The organism is Brevundimonas aurantiaca, from assembly GCF_904830995.1.
Taxonomy (GTDB): domain Bacteria; phylum Pseudomonadota; class Alphaproteobacteria; order Caulobacterales; family Caulobacteraceae; genus Brevundimonas; species Brevundimonas aurantiaca.
In genome coordinates this window covers 1,631,319-1,648,851 of the sequence record NZ_CAJGVD010000001.1, presented here as the reverse complement: position 1 = coordinate 1,648,851, position 17,533 = coordinate 1,631,319, and the positions used below count along the sequence as shown (strand labels likewise).

The window sequence follows — 17,533 nt, the reverse complement described above, 5'->3', positions numbered from 1 at the left end:
TCGGATCAGGCGTCGACGGTCCGGTCGACGAGATTGGGGTCGGGCGGGGTGTCCGTATGGGCCTGGGCGCCGGAGGGGAAGGCGAAACAGACGGTGGCGCCCTCTTCGGCCGTCGTGACCACATGGCGGAAGGCGCCGAACAGCTCACGGCCGTAGCCCCAGGCCGAGCCCTCGGCGTGGACGCTGGAACGGGTCGCGGCGGGCCGGTCGGTCAGGCCGTCGACGCCGACCGTGGTCAGCACCCCGGCCTCGGCGTCGAGGCGGATGACGTCGCCGTCCTTCACATGGGCCAGGGGGCCGCCGGCGAGGGCCTCAGGGCTGACGTGAATGGCGGCCGGGGTCTTGCCGCTGGCGCCCGACATGCGGCCGTCGGTGACGAAGGCGACCTTGAACCCCTTGTCCTGAATGACCGACAGGGCCGGCGACAGGCTGTGCAGTTCGGGCATGCCGTTGGCCTTGGGCCCCTGGAAGCGCAGGACCACGACCACGTCGCGGAACAGCTTGCCGTCCTTGAAGGCCTGGAGCGCGTCCTCCTGGGTTTCGAAGACGGCGGCGGGGGCCTCGACGATGCGGTTCTCGGGCTTGACCGCCGAGACCTTGATGACGGCGCGGCCGAGGTCGCCCTGGACCAGGCGCAGCCCCCCCTCCTTGTCGAAGGGATCGGAGGCGGGGCGCAGGATGTCGCGATCGAGGCTTTCCTTGACCCCGTCGCGCCAGACCAGCTGGCCGTCCACCATCGACGGTTCCTGGAAATAGGCCTCGATGCCGCGACCCATGATGGTCGTGACGTCGGTGTGGATATGGCCGTGCTCGGCCAGTTCGCGGGCGACGAAGGCGACGCCGCCGGCGGCCTGGAAGGCGTTCACATCGGCCGAGCCGTTGGGATAGACGCGGGCCAGCAGGGGGGTGACGGACGACAGCTCGTCCATGTCGGTCCAGTCGATCAGCACGCCCGCCGCCCGCGCCATGGCGACCAGGTGGATGGCGTGGTTGGTCGAGCCGCCGGTGGCCAAGAGGGCCACGATCATGTTGACGATGGACTTTTCGTCGATCACGTCGGCCATGCGGCCCTCGCCGCTGCGGGCCAGTTCGACGGCGCGCTGGGCGGCGGCGGCGGTCAGGGCGTCGCGCAGGCCGGTGTCCGGATGGACGAAGGCGGTGGAGGGCATGTGCAAGCCCCCCAGTTCCATCATCATCTGGTTGGAGTTGGCCGTGCCGTAGAAGGTGCAGGTGCCGGGCGAGTGGTAGGAGCCGATCTCGCTTTCCAGCAGGGTCTGACGATCGACCTTGTTCTGAGCGTATTCGGCGCGGACGCGGGCTTTCTCCGCATTCGGAATGCCGGACGGCATGGGGCCGGCGGGGGCGAAGACGACCGGCAGATGGCCGAAGGCCAGGGCGCCCATGAACAGGCCGGGCACGATCTTGTCGCAGACGCCCAGCATCAGGGCGGCGTCGAAGGCGTCATGCGTCAGGGCCACGCCGGCGGACATGGCGATGACGTCGCGGCTGAACAGGGACAGCTCCATGCCGGGGCGCCCCTGGGTGACGCCGTCGCACATGGCGGGGGTGCCGCCGGCGACCTGGGCCGTGGCGCCGACCTGACGCACCGCTTCGCGGACCACGCCGGGGAAGCGCTCGAACGGCTGGTGGGCCGACAGCATGTCGTTATAGGCGGTGACGATGCCCAGGTTGGGCTTGGACCCGTCCATCGCCGTCAACTTGTCGGCTATGGTCTGGCCGGCGAAGGCGTGGGCCCAGTTGGCGCAGGAGAGCTTGGCGCGGCCGGCGCCGGAATCGCGGGCGGCGTCCATGCGGCGCAGATAGTCGGCGCGGGTCGCGCGGCTCTTCTCGATGATGCGGTCGGTGACCGCGGCGACAGTGGGATGAAGCGCCATATCAGCCTTCCTCCGTCCACAGAACTTCAAGGGGAACGTTCGCCGCGATCAGGGCGGCGATGGGCTGGATCTTGGGATCGCCCTTGGCCTGCTCTTCAAAAACCCGGCGTTTGGCGGCGCCCTTCAGGCCCAGGATCACCCGGCCGGCGGACATCAGATAGGGCAGGTTGATCGACAGGCGCTCGATCGTCGGCGCGGCGCCGTCGCGGCCGTGGGGCACGCCCAGCACCGTCGGCTTCAGCGTCGGGGTCAGAAGCGTCTTCAGGGTGGGGCTGTCAGGGAACATGGAGCAGATATGGCCGTCCTCCCCCATGCCGAGAAGGACCGCGTCGAAACGCCCGCCCGCATCGACCAGGGCGTGGGCGGCGACGATGGCGGCCCGGTCCACTGTGACCTCGGGCGTATAGAGGGGGATGAAGCGGGCGGCGGCCGCCTTGTCCTGCAACAGGACGTCGCGGATCAGCCGGGCGTTGGACTCAGGCGAGGTCTCGGGGACGTAGCGTTCGTCCACTAGGGTCACGGCGATCCTGGCCCAGTCCAGGTCGGTCGCGGCGAGGCGGCGATAGACGGGGGCGGGGGTGGTCCCCCCAGGACCGGCGAAGACAGCCCCGCCCTTGTCGCGCACGGCGGCACCCAGGGTCTCGGCCAGGCGGGCGGCGACAGCCTCGGCCCAGGCGTCGACGGTGGGGAAGGTTTCGATCACAGGCGTCTCAGACATCGGTCGTGTTCCAGTCGCGGCCGGTGCGGATCATCAGCATGTCGGCGCTGTCGGGGCCCCAGGTTCCGGCGACGTATTCGTCGGGCTTGTGGCCGGATTCAGCCCAGGCCTCGGCGACCTCGTCGACCCATTTCCACGCCTGTTCCGCCTCGTCGCGGCGGACGAACAGGGTGGAGTCGCCCGCCATGGCGTCCAGCAGCAGCCGCTCATAGGCGATGCGGCGGCGCGGGGGGGCGGCGGATTTTCCGTCCACGCCCCAGGACAGGCTCATGGTGATGGGCTGGAGCTGCATCCGCTTGTCCAGGCCGGGCCGCTTGTTCATCACCGTCAGGGAGATGTCCTCCTCGGGCTGAAGCTCGATGATCATGCGGTTGGCCAGCGCCTCGCCCTCTTCATCGTCGAAGATGGAGTGGGGCACGGGCTTGAACTGGATGACGATTTCGGTGCGCTTCTCGGGCAGGCGCTTGCCGGTGCGCATGAAGAAGGGCACGCCCGCCCAGCGCCAGTTGTCGATGTCGGCCCGGATGGCGACGAAGGTCTCGGTGTCGGACGGTGCGCCGCGCTCCTCGATATAGCCCTTGGCCGGCCTGCCCTCGGACACGCCCGCCACATACTGGCCGCGCACGGTGACGCGCTCGGCCTCCTCGTGGGTGATGGGTCGGAGGGACCGCAGCACCTTGACCTTTTCGTTGCGGAGGGACTCCGGATCCAGATCGCTGGGCGGCTCCATGGCGACCAGGCACAGCAGCTGGAGCATGTGGTTCTGGAGCATGTCGCGCAATGCGCCGTACTCGTCATAGTAGGGCCAGCGGTCGCCGACCCCCACCGTTTCGCCGATGGTGATCTGGACGTGGTCGATCGTCAGATTGTTCCACAGGGGCTCGAAGATGGTGTTGCCGAAGCGCAGGGCCGTCAGGTTCTGGACCGTCTCCTTGCCCAGATAGTGGTCGATGCGGAACACCTGGTCCTCGCGGAAGGCGTGGGCCACGGCGTCGTCGATCTCGAGGAAGGACTTGAGGTCGCGGCCGACCGGCTTCTCCAGCACGATGCGGCAGTTGCGCTCGGCCAGACCCGCCGCCTTCATCGCCGTGACGATGCGGCCGTACAGCGAGGGGGAAACGGCCAGGAAGGAGGTGACCTCGCCGTCCCCGACCTTGTCCTTCAGCGGCTTCAGGCTGTCGGCCGAGGTGGCGTCCACCGCCAGATAGTCGAGCCGGGCCTTCATCCGGGTCCAGGAATGGTCGTCCCAGGCCTGATCCTGTTCGGCGCGAGCCTTCACCGCCTCATGGACCTTGGCGACATAGTCCTCAGCCGTCTCCTCGGAGCGGGCGGCGCCGATGATCTTCAGGCCGTCGGGCAGGAGTCCGTCGTGTTCCAGGAAGTAGAGCGAAGGCAACAGCATCCGCATCGCCAGATCGCCGCCGCCGCCGAACAGAATGAGAGCCGCCATCGAAATTCCCTCGAATATCCCATTTGTCGGGACGAACGCCTTTACGGCCTAGAGCATGATCGTTTCGGACGGAACCGCTTCGCGGTTCCGACAGAAGCGTGAATCATGCTCTCGGTTTGATCTGGAGCCTGATTCACGGCTTCAGCGGAATCGCGAAGCGATTCCACTTCAACCGATCAGGCTCTAGTCTTTGGGCCTTTGCCCGCTTCCGCCCGCGAGGCCAACACGTCCAGCACGTCCTGAAACACCATGTTACGGACATGGAGAAGAACGAGCAGGTGATAGATCAAATCCGCCGCCTCGCCGGCGAGTTCCTCATCCGGGCCGGCGACGCCCGCCAGGGCGGTCTCCACCCCCTCTTCGCCGACCTTCTGGGCGATGCGTTTGGGGCCTTGGGCGACCAGTTTGGCGGTCCAGCTTTCGGACGGATCAGCGGCGGCCCGCTCGGCGATAGTCTGTTCCAGCCGGGCGATGCGGCCGAGACCCGGCGCGTCGGCGGCGCCGAAACAGCTGGTGCGGTTCAGGTGGCAGGCGTTTCCGACCGGATCGACCGCCAGGACCAGGGCGTCGCCGTCGCAGTCGGGGGTGATGGAGACGACCCGCAGCCGGTCGCCCGAGGTCTCGCCCTTTCTCCAGCGCCCGCCGCGCGAGCGGGAGAAGAAGGTGGCCTCACCCGACTGGATCGTCTCGTCCAGGGCGGCGCGATCCATATAGGCCAGGGTCAGGACCTGGAGCGTGGCGGCGTCCTGGACCACCACGGCGACCAGGCCGTTTCCTTTTTCGAAGTCGATGGCAGCGGGGTCGATCATGGGGTGATCTCCTCAAAAATCCTCCCCCTCTGGGGGGGGGACCGCCGGGGTGGTGGAGGGGTAAGGGCGTGCGGGTGTTGGCGTCGAGCGGCGGCGCGCGGGCGGGCCCCTCCACCGCTTCGCGGTCCCCCCCAAGGGGGGAGGATTGCGGGGATCGGGTCACAATCTCATCTCCAGGCCTTCGCCCGCCAGATAGGCCTTCAGGTCCGGGATGGCGATGGCGCCGGTGTGGAAGACGCTGGCGGCCAGGGCGCCGGAGACGTCGGCCTGATTGAAGACGTCGCGGAAATGTTCGGGCGCGCCGGCGCCGCCCGAGGCGATCAGGGGGATGGTCAGGCGCGCGCGGGCGGCGGACAGCTGTTCGATGTCGTAGCCGCGTCGAACCCCGTCCTGGTCGATGCAGTTCAGAACGATCTCGCCGGCGCCCAGGCTCTGGGCCTCGTCCAGCCAGTCCAGGGTGCGTTTGCCGGCGCGGCGGCGGGCGTCGGGGTCGCCGGTGTATTTGTGGACCACCCATTCGCCGTCTTCCAGTCGACTGTCGACGCCGACGACGACGCATTGCCCGCCCAGCCGCGCGGCCATTTCGGCGATCAGTTCGGGGCGTTCCAGGGCGGGAGAGTTGATCGAGACCTTGTCCGCGCCGTGGTCCAGGCAGCGGGCGGCCTGATCGACGCTGCGGATGCCGCCGGCGACGCAGAAGGGGATGTCCAGCAGCCGGGCGATGTCCTTGATCCAGCCATAGTCGAGGGTCCGGCCCTCGGGGCTGGCGGTGATGTCGTAGAAGACCAGTTCGTCGGCGCCGGCGTCGCGGTAGCGGGCGGCCAGTTCAGCGGCGTCGCCCATGTCGGTGTGGCCGACGAACTTGACGCCCTTGACCACCCGGCCGTCCTTGACGTCCAGACAGGGGACGATACGGCGCGCGGTCATGCCGTGGCCGCCGCTATGGCTTGCGGCAGGGTGAAGCGGTTCTCGTACAGGGCGCGGCCGACGACGGCGCCGTTGCAGCCCAGGGCCTTGACCGCGACGAGATCGTCCAGAGACGAGATGCCGCCGGACGCCTGAAGGACGACATCGGGACGACGGCGGCGGATTTCGGCCAGCAGCTCCAGATTGGGGCCGGTCAGGGCCCCGTCGCGGCCGACGTCTGTGACCAGCAGGTGTTTGGCCGTGCCCGTGGGATAGCGATCCAGCGCCTCCCACAGGGTGACGCCGGACGACTGGGTCCAGCCCTTCAGGGCAGGAACGGGCACGCCGTCCTCGATCTTGACGTCCAGGGCCAGGGTGATGCGTTCGGGGCCGAAACCCTTCAGCCAGGCGGCGACGTCATTGGGCTGGGTCACCGCCAGGGAGCCGACGACGACGCGGGAGACCCCGGCCTCCAGCAGCTTGGCCACATCATTGGCGCTGCGGACGCCGCCGCCGGACTGGATCTTGATCTCGAGGGCCTGGGCCAGTTCGCCGATCAGGGCGTGCTGGCGCGCCTCGCCCGCCTCGGCCCCGTCCAGATCGACGATGTGAATCCACTCGGCGCCCTCGGCCGCGAAGGCGCTGAGGCGGGCGGCGGGCTGTTCGTCGTACTGCGTCACCTGGTCGAACTTGCCGTGCATCAGGCGCACGCAGACGCCGTCCTTCAGGTCGATGGCGGGGTAGATCAGCATGGGACGTTTCTCTCTTTCGTCATTCTCCGGCGCGTAGCGACCGGGGAACCCAGCGGCGCCGTCAGGCGAAATGCGTCCGCGACCTCAATCGAAGCCGGCATCGCCTTCGGCGCCGCTGGGTTCCCCGATCTCCGCTTCGCTTCGTCGGGGAATGACGATGGGGTGGGGGTCATAGGTTCAGAAAATTCCGCAAGATCGTCGCCCCGGCCTCGGCCGAGCGTTCGGGGTGGAACTGGCAGCCCCAGCGGTTGGCGGTGCGGACTATGGCGGGCACGGGGCCGCCGTAGTCGGCGTGGGCCAGGGTGGCGGGGCCGTCGGGACAGACATAGCCGTGGACGAAATAGGCGTAGGCGCCGTCGGCGACCCCCTCCAGCAGCGGGTCGTCTCGGTCGCGCCTCAGCCGGCTCCAGCCCATATGCGGCACGGGCAGGGCGCCCGCCGGCTCCAGCCGGGACACGGCGCCGGGGATGAAGCCCAGCAGATCGACGCCTTCGCCCTCCTGGCTGGTTTCGAACAGAAGTTGCTGGCCCAGGCAGACGCCCAGCAGGGGACGGGGGAAGGCGCGGATCGGTTCGACCAGGCCCAGTTCGGACAGGCGGCTCATGGCGTAACCGGCTGCGCCCACGCCGGGCAGGATGACCCGTTCGGCGTCTGTGATCACGGCGGGATCGTCGGTCAGGCGCACAGTGGCGCCGAGACGTTCCAGGGCGAACTGGACCGAGGCGACGTTGCCGGCGCCGTAGGCGATGACAGCGACCTCGGTCATGCGATCCTCCCCCGTCGGGGGAGGGGGACCGCGCGTAGCGTGGTGGAGGGGGAGATGACGCACGAGGTGTGGAGCGTCAGGCGCCGGCGCGCGGGCCGGCCCCCTCCACCGCTTCGCGGTCCCCCTCCCCCAAGGGGGGAGGATTTCATCACAGAACCCCCTTCGTGCTCGGCACCGCATCGCCCTCGACCCGGATGGCCTGACGGAGCGCTCGGCCGAAGGCCTTGTAGACGGCTTCGGTCTTGTGGTGGTCGTCCTGGCCTGTGACCGAGATATGGACGGCGGCGCCCATGGCCTCGGCCAGTGAGCGGAAGACGTGGGCGGTCAGGTCGGTGCGGTAGTCGCCGATGAAGGGGGTGTCGAACGTGCCTTCGAACAGCGGATAGGGCCGGCCGGACAGGTCGATGGAGACCGTCGCATTGGCCTCGTCCATCGGCAGGACGAAGCCGTAGCGGGCGATGCCCTTTCGCTCGCCCAGCGCCTGTTTCAGCGCATGGCCCAGGGCGATGGCGCTGTCCTCGATCGTGTGGTGGGGGTCGGTGTGCAGGTCGCCCTCGCACTGGAGCCGCAGGGAGAAGCCGCCGTGGGCCGCGATCTGCTCCAGCATGTGGTCGAAGAAGCCGACGCCGGTCTCGATCCTGATGGGGCCGGGGGCGTCCAGGTCGACGGCGCAGACGATGCGGGTCTCTTTCGTATCGCGCACGGCCTGGCCGACGCGGGCCGGGCGGCGCTTGGCGGGCGTCAGGCCGAAGGCGGCCAGCAGCCGGTCGTTGACCTCGGGCTTGATCGAGACGGGCAGGCGCAGCCGGTCGCCGGACCGGTCGGCCTCGATCCCATAGGTCTTCAAGCGCGCCAAGGCGGCGGCCGGGTCTTCGGGGCGGGCCATGATGATGGGGCCGACGCCGGGCTCGACCGTCAGGTCGCGGCCCAGTTCGCGGGCCAATCGCTCGCGCTCGCGCCGGACCGAGGCGATGCGCTCGGTCGTCTCGATCATCCGCGACGGGTCCAGGGCCTGAAGCGCCAGCCGCACCAGGGGCTCCGGCAGGGCGTAGGGCTCCAGCACCGAGGCGAGGCGGGCCAGGGTCGGGGCCTGGGCGATGGCGGCGCCGACGCGGGCGCCGGCCAGGCCATAGGCCAGGGACAGGCTGCGCAGCACGACCAGGTTGGGCTGATCGGCCACGACGGTGGCGGCGGAGACGCTGTCGGAGAATTCGATCAGGCCCTCGTCCACCACCAGCAGGGCGGGGGCGACGCGGGCGGCCATTTCGGCGACCGCCTCGGGCGAGCCCAGGGCGCGGACGACCACCGCCGCGACCTCGCCCCTGGCCGGATAGATGGCGGCGAGACGGTCATAGGGCTCGGCCTTCGGCGCCTCGACCGAACCGCCGTCGCGGGCGGCGAGGCGGTAGGCCAGCTCCAGCCCATGGGTCAGGCCGCGCACCGGCAGGACCTGGTCGGCTGGCACGGCGTAGATCGCCGCCATGCGGGCGGGGAGGGCGGCGGCCTCGCCCGGATAGCGGTCCAGGCCCTCGCCGCCGGAGACCAGCGGGGGATAGGGGGCGGGCAGGGTCATAGGGCGGCTCCGCTATGATCTTCCCCCGCTTGCGGGGGAAGTGTCAGGTCGTGGCGCGAAGCGACACGCCTGACGATGGGGGGAGTTCTGCGACTTGGCGAAACGCCCCTCTCCGACCCTGGTTCGCTGCGCGAACGACGGGCCACCTCTCCCGCAAGCGGGAGAGGGTCTTTAAAGGCGGCCCTCATCCCTCGCTCCTCAGATCCGCCGCGCGGGCGTGGGCTTCCAAGCCCTCCATCCGGGCCAGGCGGGCGGCGATGGGGGCCAGGGCGCGGGCGCCGGCCTCGGTGACCAGCTGGACCGACATGGTGGTCATGAAGCTGGAAGTGGTGACGCCGCCCAGGGTGCGGGCGCCGCCGTCGGTCGGCAGGACGTGGCTGGGGCCGGCGGCGTAGTCGCCCAGGGTCTCGGCCGCGAACCGGCCGACGAAGACGGCGCCGGCGGCCTTGACGGCGGGGAGCAGGGCCTCGGGATCGTCCACCTGAAGCGCCAGGTGTTCGGGGCCGTAGAGGTTGATCACCTCGCAGGCGGCGTCGAGGTCGCGGACCAGGACGGCGCGGGCCTCGTTCAGCGAGGCGCGGGCGACGGCCTCGCGCGGCAGGGTCGCCACCTGGGCCTCAACCTCGGTCAGAATATAGTCGATGGTGGCGCGGCTGGTGGAGACCAGGAGAACTTGCGCGTCGGCGTCGTGCTCGGCCTGGCTGAGCAGGTCGGCGGCGGCGATCTCGGGCGCAGCGTCGCGGTCGACGACGACCATCAGCTCGGACGGGCCGGCGGGCATGTCGACGGCGGGGCCACCGGGCAGGGCCGACGCCTGTTTCTTGGCCTCGGCGACGTAGGCGTTTCCGGGGCCGAACAGCTTGTCGCAGGCGGGGATGACGCCGTCCTCCAGTTCGACGCCGAAGGTCAGGGCGGCGATGGCCTGGGCGCCGCCCATCAGCCAGAGGGCGTCCATCTCCGCCTCTGCGGCGGCCAGGATCATGGCGGGGTGGACGCCGCCCGACTTGTCCGGCGGGGTCACGGCGACCCGCACACCTACCCCCGCGACGCCGGCCGGAATGGCCAGCATCAGAAGCGAGGAGAAGAGGGGGGCGGTGCCGCCGGGGATGTAGAGACCGGCCGAGGCGATCGGACGCCAGGCCAGTTTGGAGCGGACGCCCGGCGTGGTCTCGACGAAGTCGGTGTCCTCCGGCCGGGTCGCCTGGTGGAAGACGCGGATATTGTCGGCCGCCATCCGCAGGGCGCGGACGTCGGCGGGGGGCAGGGCGTTGCGGGCCTCGGCCACGATCTCGGGCGTGATGGCGATGCGGCGGGGCGGGGCCTTGTCCAGCTTCTGGCACCAGTCGGTGACGGCCGCGCCGCCGCGCGCGCGCACGTCGTCCAGAATGGCGCGGACCACCTCGGTGACGTCGCCGGCGGTGCGCTGGGCCGGGCGGGCCAGGGCCGCCGTCTTGCCGGCGGCGTCGAGGGAAGACCAGTCGATACGTTTGAAGGCCGTGGTCATCACATCATCTTCTCGATGGGCAGGACCAGTATGGCCGAGGCGCCGGCGGCCTTCAGCTTCTCCAGCGTCTCCCAGAAGACGGCCTCCTGGCAGACGGCGTGGACGGCGACCGCGTCGTCGCGGCCCGACAGGGGCATGACGGTGGGCGAACCGGCGCCCGGCAGGATGGCGGTGATTTCGTCCAGCGCCGCGCGCGGGGCGTTCAGCATGACGTATTTGGCGCCCTGGGACGACACGACGCCGGCCATCCGCTCGATGATGCTGTCCAGAAGGTGCTGCAGGTCGGGTTCGGGGGCGACGGGGGACTGGATCAGCACGGCCTGGCTTTCCAGCACCGTGTCCTTGGCGCCCAGGCCGTTGGCCTCCAGCGTCGCGCCGGTCGAGACCAGGTCGCAGATGGCGGCGGCCAGTTTCAGCCGGGGCGCGACCTCGACGGCGCCGCGCATGACGACGATGTCGGCCTTGACCCCCCGCTCGTCCAGGAAGCGGCGCAGGATCTTGGGATAGGAGGTGGCGATCCGCAGGCCCTCCAGCGAGGCCGGGCCTTCATAGGCCAGGGTCGGGGGCGCAGCGATCTTCAGGGTGCAGCGGCCGAAGCCCAGGGGCATGACGACCGACGCATTGGGACCGCCGTTGCGGCCTTCCTCCAGCACGTTCTCGCCGACGATCCCCAGGTCGCAGACGCCGTCGGCCACGAAGGTGGGGATGTCGTCGTCGCGGACGCGCAACAGGTCGATCGGATAGTTCTCGACCCGATACAGCAGGTCGTTGTGGCCCTTGACCCATTTCAGACCCGCGTCGCGGATCAGGTCGAGGCTGCGGTCGGCCAGACGGCCGGATTTCTGGACGGCGATGCGAAGCCGGCCCTGTACGGTGCTCATGTTCGGATACTCAGTTCGTGTTCTTCAGGCGGTCCAGGGCGCTGCGGTAGCCCTGGTGCGGCATGTCTTTGAGGTAACGGGCGACGCGGACGACGGTGGTGGGGCTGGCGTGGGCCTCGGCCGCGATCTCGCGATAGGATTTGCCGCCGGCGTCCAAGAGGCGCGCCACCTGCCAGCGCTCGGCGAAGGCGCGCAGTTCCGCCGGGGTGCACAGGTCGGCCAGAAAGGCGTCCATCTCGGCGCGCGTCTGCATCGACAGCAGGGCGTCGTAGAGGGCGTCGCGGGCGGGCGGGGTCGTCATGCGCGTTCCACTATGCTGTAACAGTGGAACGGTCAAGGGGCGTTTAGTGGCGAGTGGCGAGTGGCGAGTGGCGAGTTTTAAGACGGCGCTTTGTGCGGTCCAGCCAGGTTTCGTCAGCCCCGAGGACGACGGTTGAAAGCCGGGGGCGTTTATCTCGCCACTCGCCACTCGCCACTCGCCACTCTAAATCACCCCCCATGACCAAGATCCTGATCATCGGCGCCGGCCACGCCGGCGGCTCCGTCGCGGCCTTTCTGCGGCAGTATGGGCATGAAGGCCCCATCGTGCTGGTCGGCGAGGAGGATGCGCCGCCGTATCAGCGGCCGCCCCTGTCCAAGGCCTGGCTGAAGGGGGAGGCGGATCTTGAGGCGCTGCTGCTGCGGCCGCTGAGCTTTTACGCCGAGCAGAACATCGACTTCCGACCCTCGACTGTCGCCGTGTCGGTGGACCCGGAGGCCAAGACGGTCGCCTTCCACGACGGGACGAGCGAACCCTATGACGTCCTGGTGCTGGCGACGGGATCGACGGCGCGCAAACTGCCGGTTCCGGGCGGGGACCATCCCGACCTGCTGGAGCTGAGGACGCTGAAGGACGCCGAGCGGCTGAAGGCCGTGCTGGGGCCGGGCAAACGGCTGGCGGTGGTCGGCGGCGGCTATGTGGGTCTGGAGGCGGCGGCCTCGGCCCGCGCCTTGGGCGCCGAGGCGGTGGTGATCGAACGGGCGCCGCGCGTGCTGGCGCGGGTGGCGTCGGAGACCCTGTCGGCCTTCTTCACCGCCCAGCACCGGGCGCGGGGGGTGGAGATCATCACGGGCGCCGAGGTGGTCGCGGTCGCCCATGACGGCGTGACCCTGGCCGACGGGTCGACGGTGCAGGCGGATGCGGTTCTGGTCGGGGTGGGCGCCCTGGCCTGCGACAGGCTGGCGCGGTCGGCGGGTCTGAGATGCGACGACGGGGTGGTGGTGGATGATCAGGCGCGGACCAGCGACCCGGCCATCTTCGCCGTCGGCGACATGACGCGGCGGCCGATTCCCGTGCACGGCGGGGTCTCGCACCGGCTGGAGAGCGTGCCCAACGCGCTGGAACAGGCCAAACAGGCGGCGGCGGCCATCGTCGGGCGACCGGGGCCGGCGCCGGAGGTGCCGTGGTTCTGGTCCGATCAGTACGACTTCAAGCTTCAGATCGCGGGCCTGCCGTTCGATGCGGACCGCCAGGTGGTGCGAGGCGATCCATCGGCGGGGGGATTTGCGGTCTTCCACCTGAACGGCGACCGGGTGGTCTGCGTCGAGGCGGTCAACGCCCCGCCGGAGTTCATGGCAGGCAAGCAGTTGATCGGGAAGGGGACGCCGGTGGATGTGGCGAAGCTGGCGGACGTCTCGGTTTCGATGAAGGCGGTGGGGGTGTGATTTTCACCCGGCCTTCCCCCGCTTGCGGGGGAAGTGTCAGGCCGTGGCGCGAAGCGACACGCCTGACGATGGGGTGAGTCTTCTTGCTTTGAGCAGAACTTCCCTCTCCGACCCTGGATCGCTGCGCGATCGACGGGCCACCTCTCCCGCAGGCGGGGGAGGGTCTGGTTGTTGAAGCTTCGCCGCAGTGCAACAAAACTGTTGCGCTTTTCGTTGGGTCGCGATCAAGCTGTGATCTCAACGCGGCGGGGGCGGATGACGAGAGCTTTCGACGAAATGAACGGCGGCGGATCCGGCGCGATCCGCGACAGCTACAAGACCCTGGCGGCCTGGCTGGAAAACGCCCCGCCGGATCTGCTGCAGGCGCGCTCGCGCCAGGCGGAGCTGTTCTTCCGCCGCATGGGGGTGACCTTCGCCGTCTATGGCGACGAGGAATCCAACGAGCGGCTGATCCCGTTCGACGTCGTGCCGCGCATCATCGGCGCTGATGAATGGGGCGGTCTGGAGAAGGGGCTGAAGCAGCGGGTCACCGCCATCAACGCCTTCCTGAAGGACATCTACGGACCGCAGGACTGTATCCGCGCCGGGATCGTGCCCGCCGACCTGATCCTGACCAATCCGCACTATCGACCCGAGATGCAGGGGCGGCGTCCGCCCGGCGACGTCTGGTGCCATATCGCCGGGGTCGATCTGGTCCGCACGGGCGAGGACGGCTTCTATGTGCTGGAGGACAATGTCCGCACGCCGTCGGGGGTCTCCTATATGCTGGAGAACCGCGAGATGATGATGCGGCTGTTCCCCGACCTGTTCGCCGAACATGCGGTGCGGCCGGTCGAAATCTATACCGACATGCTGCTGCGGTCGCTCCAGGCCTCGGCGCCGTCGGGGGCGGGCGAGGACCCGACCATCGTGGTGCTGACGCCGGGGCCGTTCAACTCGGCCTATTACGAGCACAGCTTCCTGGCCGACAAGCTGGGGGTCGAACTGGTCGAGGGCGGGGATCTCTTCGTCAATGACGACACCGTCTATATGCGCACGACCGAGGGGCCCAAGCGGGTCGACGTCATCTATCGCCGCATCGACGACGACTTCATCGACCCCCTGACCTTCATGCCGGATTCGGCGGTTGGGGCGCCGGGGCTGATGTCGGCCTATTTCGCCGGGCGTGTGACCCTGGCCAATGCGGTCGGGACCGGGGTGGCCGACGACAAGGCCGTCTATACCTATATGCCCGAGATCATCCGCTTCTTCACCGGCGAGGACGCCATATTGAAGAATGTGCCGACCTGGCGCTGCCGCGAGCCGGAGGCGCTGAAGGAGGTGCTGGAGAAGCTGCCGGAACTGGTGGTCAAGGAGGTCGGCGGATCGGGCGGCTACGGCATGCTGGTGGGGCCCACCTCGACCCAGGCCGAGATCGAGGCCTTCCGCGCCAAGCTGATCGCCGATCCCGACGACTTCATCGCCCAGCCGACGCTGAGCCTGTCGACGGCCCCGACCCTGGCGGGCGGAGCCCTGTCGCCGCGCCACGTCGATCTCAGGCCGTTCGTCCTGTCCAGTCCGGCGGGGGTGCGGGTCGCGCCGGGCGGGCTGACGCGGGTGGCGCTGAAGGAGGGGTCGCTGGTGGTCAACTCCAGCCAGGGCGGCGGAACCAAGGACACCTGGGTGCTGGATGTTTGAGGCGACCACACTGTCTCCTCCCCGCTGTGCGGGGAGGGGGACCGCCGGCGCAGCCGGTGGTGGAGGGGCTCTGGACGCCGCACGGAAGCTGGTGATGCGGCAAGAACCCCTCCGTCACGGCGCTGAAGGAGCGCCGCGCCACCTCCCCATGAATGGGGAGGAGACCTGAGATGCTCTCTCGCACTGCTGACAGCCTGTACTGGACCGGCCGCTATATGGAGCGGGCCGATTTTCTTGCGCGCATTCTGGAGGCGGCGATCCGCCTGGCGGCCCTGCCGGCCAAGGATCAGGCGACCGTCACCGCCTGGGCCGGGGCCATCGCCTCGTCGGGGGTGAAGTCGGCCTTCGACGCCACCGGCCGCACCGTGTCGGAAAAGTCGGTCCGCGAATATCTGGCCTTCGGCGCCGACAATACGACCTCGATCAAGGCCTGTATCACCCGGGCGCGGACCAACGCCCGTTCGGTGCGGACCGCCCTGACCATCGAACTGTGGGAGGCGATCAACGGCGCCTGGAACGGGCTGAACGAACTGGGCGAGCCGACCCGGCGCGACGACTTCACCAACTTCCTGGACTTCGTGAAATCGACGTCCCTGGCGGTGGAGGGGGCCTCGTCGCGGACGATGCTCAGGAACGACGCCTACTGGTTCCTGCGGCTGGGCATGGCGATCGAACGGGCGGACAACACCGCCCGCCTGCTGGACGTCAAATATCATCTGCTGCTGCCGCCGGGCGAACGGGTGGGGGGACAGCTGGACTATTTCCAGTGGACCACCCTGCTGCGTGAGGTTTCGGCCCTGACCGCCTATCGCTGGGTTTACCGCGAGAGCGTGCGGCCCTGGCTGGTGGCGGACCTCTTGGTGCTGAACCGGCAGATGCCGCGGTCCCTGGCGTCGTGTCAGGGGATGATCGTCAGCTATCTGGAGAAGCTGGCGGCCGACTACGGCCGGCGCGGCCCGGCCCAGCGGCTGGCGTCGAACCGCCTGACCCAGTTCAACGAGGCCCGGATCGAGGACATCTTCCAGTCGGGCCTGCATGAATACATCCAGGGCTTTCTGAACGAGAACAACGCCCTGGGCGCCGCCATCCACGAACAGTATCTGGTCTGACCATGCGGATCCGGATCGACCACTCCACCCGCTACGCCTACGCCCGGCCCGCGCGGTTCATCGTCCAGGTGCTGCGGCTCACGCCCCGGTCCTGCGAGGCCCAGCAGGTGCGGGAATGGCGGATCGAGACCGACGTCGACGCCCGGCTGCGCCGCAGCGACGACGCCTTCGGCAATATCGTGCACAGCCTCTATACCGAGCGGCCGACCGACGCCCTGACCATCCGGGTGACGGGCGAGGTGTCGACCGTGGACACCGGCGGGGTGATCCGGGGGCAGAACGAGCGGCTGCAGCCGGGCGTCTATCTGCGCGACACCCGGCTGACCCAGGCCGATGCGGCCCTGATCGACTTCGCCCGGTCCGTGCCCGAGGGCGCGGCCTTGGAGCGGATGCACCGTCTGATGGGGGCCATCCACGCCGGCGTCGCTTTCGAGGTCGGGGCGACCTCCGCCACCCATACGGCGTCCGAGGCCTTCGCCATCGGTCGCGGGGTCTGCCAGGATCACGCCCAGATCTTCATCGCCTGCGCCCGGACCCTGGGCGTGCCGGCCCGTTATGTCTCGGGCCATCTGAACCGGTCGGACGGCCAGCACGACCAGGACGCCGCCCACGCCTGGGCCGAGGCCTGGATCGAGGATCTGGGCTGGGTCGGGTTCGACGCGGCCAACGGCGTCTGCCCGACCGAGAGCTATGTGCGCATCGCCGTGGGCCTGGACTCGCTGGGGGCGACGCCGATCCGGGGAACCAGCTATGGCGGCGGGGTCGGCAGTCTGACGGTGGCCCTTCATGTGCGGCCTGTGCAACAGGGCCGGCAACAACATCAGAGCCGGGGATGGTCCTGATCGTCATGTCGCGGGAATCTGTTAGCGTCTGCGGATTCGCGGAACGGGGAGCGGATAGGGGACAGTGACCTATTGCGTAGGCATGTTGGTGCACGAGGGGTTGGCGATGATCGCCGACACCCGCACCAATGCGGGCGTGGACAACATCTCGTCCTATCGAAAGCTGCACGTCTTCGAAAAGCCGGGCGAGCGGGTGCTGGCCGTGGCGACGGCGGGCAATCTGTCGGTGACCCAGACGGCCCTGGCCATGGTGGCCGAAGGGGTCAAGCTGCCGGATTCTAGCGGGCCGGAGACGCTGGAGACCGCGCCGACCCTGTTTCGAGCGGCCCAGATCCTGGGCCATGCGATGGCCACGGTCCGGGCCACGATCAATACGCCCGCCTCGCCGGCCGCCGACGCCCTGAACGTCAACGCCTCCATGCTGCTGGGCGGCCAGATCGCGGGCGGCAAGATGGGGCTGTATCTGATCTACGGCCAGGGCAATTTCATCGAATGCGGGGCCGACACGCCGTATCTGCAGATCGGCGAGCTGAAATACGGCAAGCCGATCCTGGACCGAGCCCTGCATTCCGACACCCCGCTGTCGGAGGCGGTGAAGCTGGGGCTGATCTCGTTTGACTCGACCATTCGCTCCAACATCGCCGTGGGGCCGCCGCTGGATCTGATCGTGATCCGCCGCGACAATCTGTCGGGGATGGAGCGTCGGCTGGAGGCCGATGATCCCTATTTCCGCGATCTGGGCCGGCGGTGGTCGGAGGCATTGGCTGCGGCGCACCAAGCCATGCCGGCGCCGAACTGGCTTGATTTGGGCGCGCAGACGGCGCCGTCTCGCACGATCAGCGTCGTCTCGAATTAAGTTGCGACCCGCTCGCAATCGCTCTTGTGCGACCCGATGAAGCTGGTTATTGCGACCGCATCGCAAAATCAGACCAAAAGGTCGCCAAAAC

16 protein-coding genes are annotated in these 17,533 nt (G+C 69.0%); 5 read left to right on the top strand and 11 right to left on the bottom strand.

Translation table 11 applies throughout. The annotated features are described in order from the left end of the window. Positions 1–5: 5 nt before the first annotated feature. The 11 genes from edd to JMT67_RS08120 all read right to left on the bottom strand — a co-directional run bounded on the left by edd (position 6) and on the right by JMT67_RS08120 (position 11,555). Positions 6–1,895, bottom strand: coding sequence for a phosphogluconate dehydratase (edd, locus tag JMT67_RS08170; RefSeq protein WP_201463184.1), 1,890 nt, complete (start codon positions 1,893–1,895; stop codon positions 6–8). Between the two features lies 1 nt (position 1,896). Then, a complete protein-coding gene (gene pgl / locus JMT67_RS08165) occupies positions 1,897–2,613 on the bottom strand; it encodes a 6-phosphogluconolactonase (protein WP_233455839.1) in 717 nt (238 codons plus the stop codon). Beyond that, positions 2,606–4,063 carry a glucose-6-phosphate dehydrogenase gene (zwf, locus tag JMT67_RS08160; RefSeq protein WP_201463183.1) on the bottom strand — a complete coding sequence of 486 codons (1,458 nt, stop codon included), beginning with the start codon at positions 4,061–4,063 and terminating at the stop codon, positions 2,606–2,608. Before zwf ends, pgl begins: the two co-directional genes overlap by 8 nt. Before the next feature lie 176 nt (positions 4,064–4,239). Then, on the bottom strand, positions 4,240–4,872 hold the full coding sequence (gene hisIE, locus JMT67_RS08155) for a bifunctional phosphoribosyl-AMP cyclohydrolase/phosphoribosyl-ATP diphosphatase HisIE (protein ID WP_201463182.1): 633 nt from the start codon (positions 4,870–4,872) through the stop codon (positions 4,240–4,242). Between the two features lie 159 nt (positions 4,873–5,031). Continuing rightward, the gene (hisF, locus tag JMT67_RS08150; RefSeq protein ID WP_191554561.1) at positions 5,032–5,799 is read right to left on the bottom strand and encodes an imidazole glycerol phosphate synthase subunit HisF; all 768 of its coding nucleotides are present in this window, start codon (positions 5,797–5,799) and stop codon (positions 5,032–5,034) included. Beyond that, positions 5,796–6,530 (bottom strand): 1-(5-phosphoribosyl)-5-[(5-phosphoribosylamino)methylideneamino]imidazole-4-carboxamide isomerase, encoded by a 735-nt coding sequence (gene hisA, locus JMT67_RS08145; RefSeq protein ID WP_201463181.1) that lies wholly within the window; start codon positions 6,528–6,530, stop codon positions 5,796–5,798. The genes hisF and hisA overlap by 4 nt, the downstream gene beginning before the upstream one ends. A 169-nt stretch (positions 6,531–6,699) precedes the next feature. Next, complete coding sequence (gene hisH / locus JMT67_RS08140; protein ID WP_201463180.1) at positions 6,700–7,296, bottom strand: imidazole glycerol phosphate synthase subunit HisH; 597 nt, start codon at positions 7,294–7,296, stop codon at positions 6,700–6,702. A gap of 148 nt (positions 7,297–7,444) precedes the next feature. Continuing rightward, entirely contained in the window at positions 7,445–8,869 is a 1,425-nt protein-coding gene (hisB, locus tag JMT67_RS08135) for an imidazoleglycerol-phosphate dehydratase HisB (RefSeq protein ID WP_201463179.1), read from the bottom strand. Positions 8,870–9,053: 184 nt separating this feature from the next. Continuing rightward, positions 9,054–10,373 carry a histidinol dehydrogenase gene (hisD, locus tag JMT67_RS08130; RefSeq protein WP_201463178.1) on the bottom strand — a complete coding sequence of 440 codons (1,320 nt, stop codon included), beginning with the start codon at positions 10,371–10,373 and terminating at the stop codon, positions 9,054–9,056. Then, on the bottom strand, positions 10,373–11,254 hold the full coding sequence (gene hisG / locus JMT67_RS08125) for an ATP phosphoribosyltransferase (protein ID WP_182715141.1): 882 nt from the start codon (positions 11,252–11,254) through the stop codon (positions 10,373–10,375). Before hisG ends, hisD begins: the two co-directional genes overlap by 1 nt. A gap of 10 nt (positions 11,255–11,264) precedes the next feature. Next, positions 11,265–11,555, bottom strand: a complete 291-nt coding sequence (locus tag JMT67_RS08120; protein ID WP_201463177.1) for a YerC/YecD family TrpR-related protein — start codon at positions 11,553–11,555, stop codon at positions 11,265–11,267. A 197-nt stretch (positions 11,556–11,752) separates the two neighbouring features. On the opposite strand from JMT67_RS08120, the gene JMT67_RS08115 reads away from it, so the two are divergent. From JMT67_RS08115 to JMT67_RS08095, 5 genes are all read left to right on the top strand, one after another. Then, positions 11,753–12,958 (top strand): NAD(P)/FAD-dependent oxidoreductase, encoded by a 1,206-nt coding sequence (locus JMT67_RS08115; protein WP_201463176.1) that lies wholly within the window; start codon positions 11,753–11,755, stop codon positions 12,956–12,958. A gap of 255 nt (positions 12,959–13,213) precedes the next feature. Beyond that, complete coding sequence (locus JMT67_RS08110) at positions 13,214–14,635, top strand: circularly permuted type 2 ATP-grasp protein (protein ID WP_152948902.1); 1,422 nt, start codon at positions 13,214–13,216, stop codon at positions 14,633–14,635. A gap of 170 nt (positions 14,636–14,805) precedes the next feature. After that, entirely contained in the window at positions 14,806–15,744 is a 939-nt protein-coding gene (locus JMT67_RS08105; RefSeq protein ID WP_152948901.1) for an alpha-E domain-containing protein, read from the top strand. Positions 15,745–15,746: 2 nt separating this feature from the next. Beyond that, positions 15,747–16,586 carry a transglutaminase family protein gene (locus tag JMT67_RS08100; RefSeq protein ID WP_201463175.1) on the top strand — a complete coding sequence of 280 codons (840 nt, stop codon included), beginning with the start codon at positions 15,747–15,749 and terminating at the stop codon, positions 16,584–16,586. Positions 16,587–16,650: 64 nt separating this feature from the next. Further along, complete coding sequence (locus JMT67_RS08095; RefSeq protein WP_201463174.1) at positions 16,651–17,442, top strand: peptidase; 792 nt, start codon at positions 16,651–16,653, stop codon at positions 17,440–17,442. Positions 17,443–17,533: the final 91 nt, after the last annotated feature.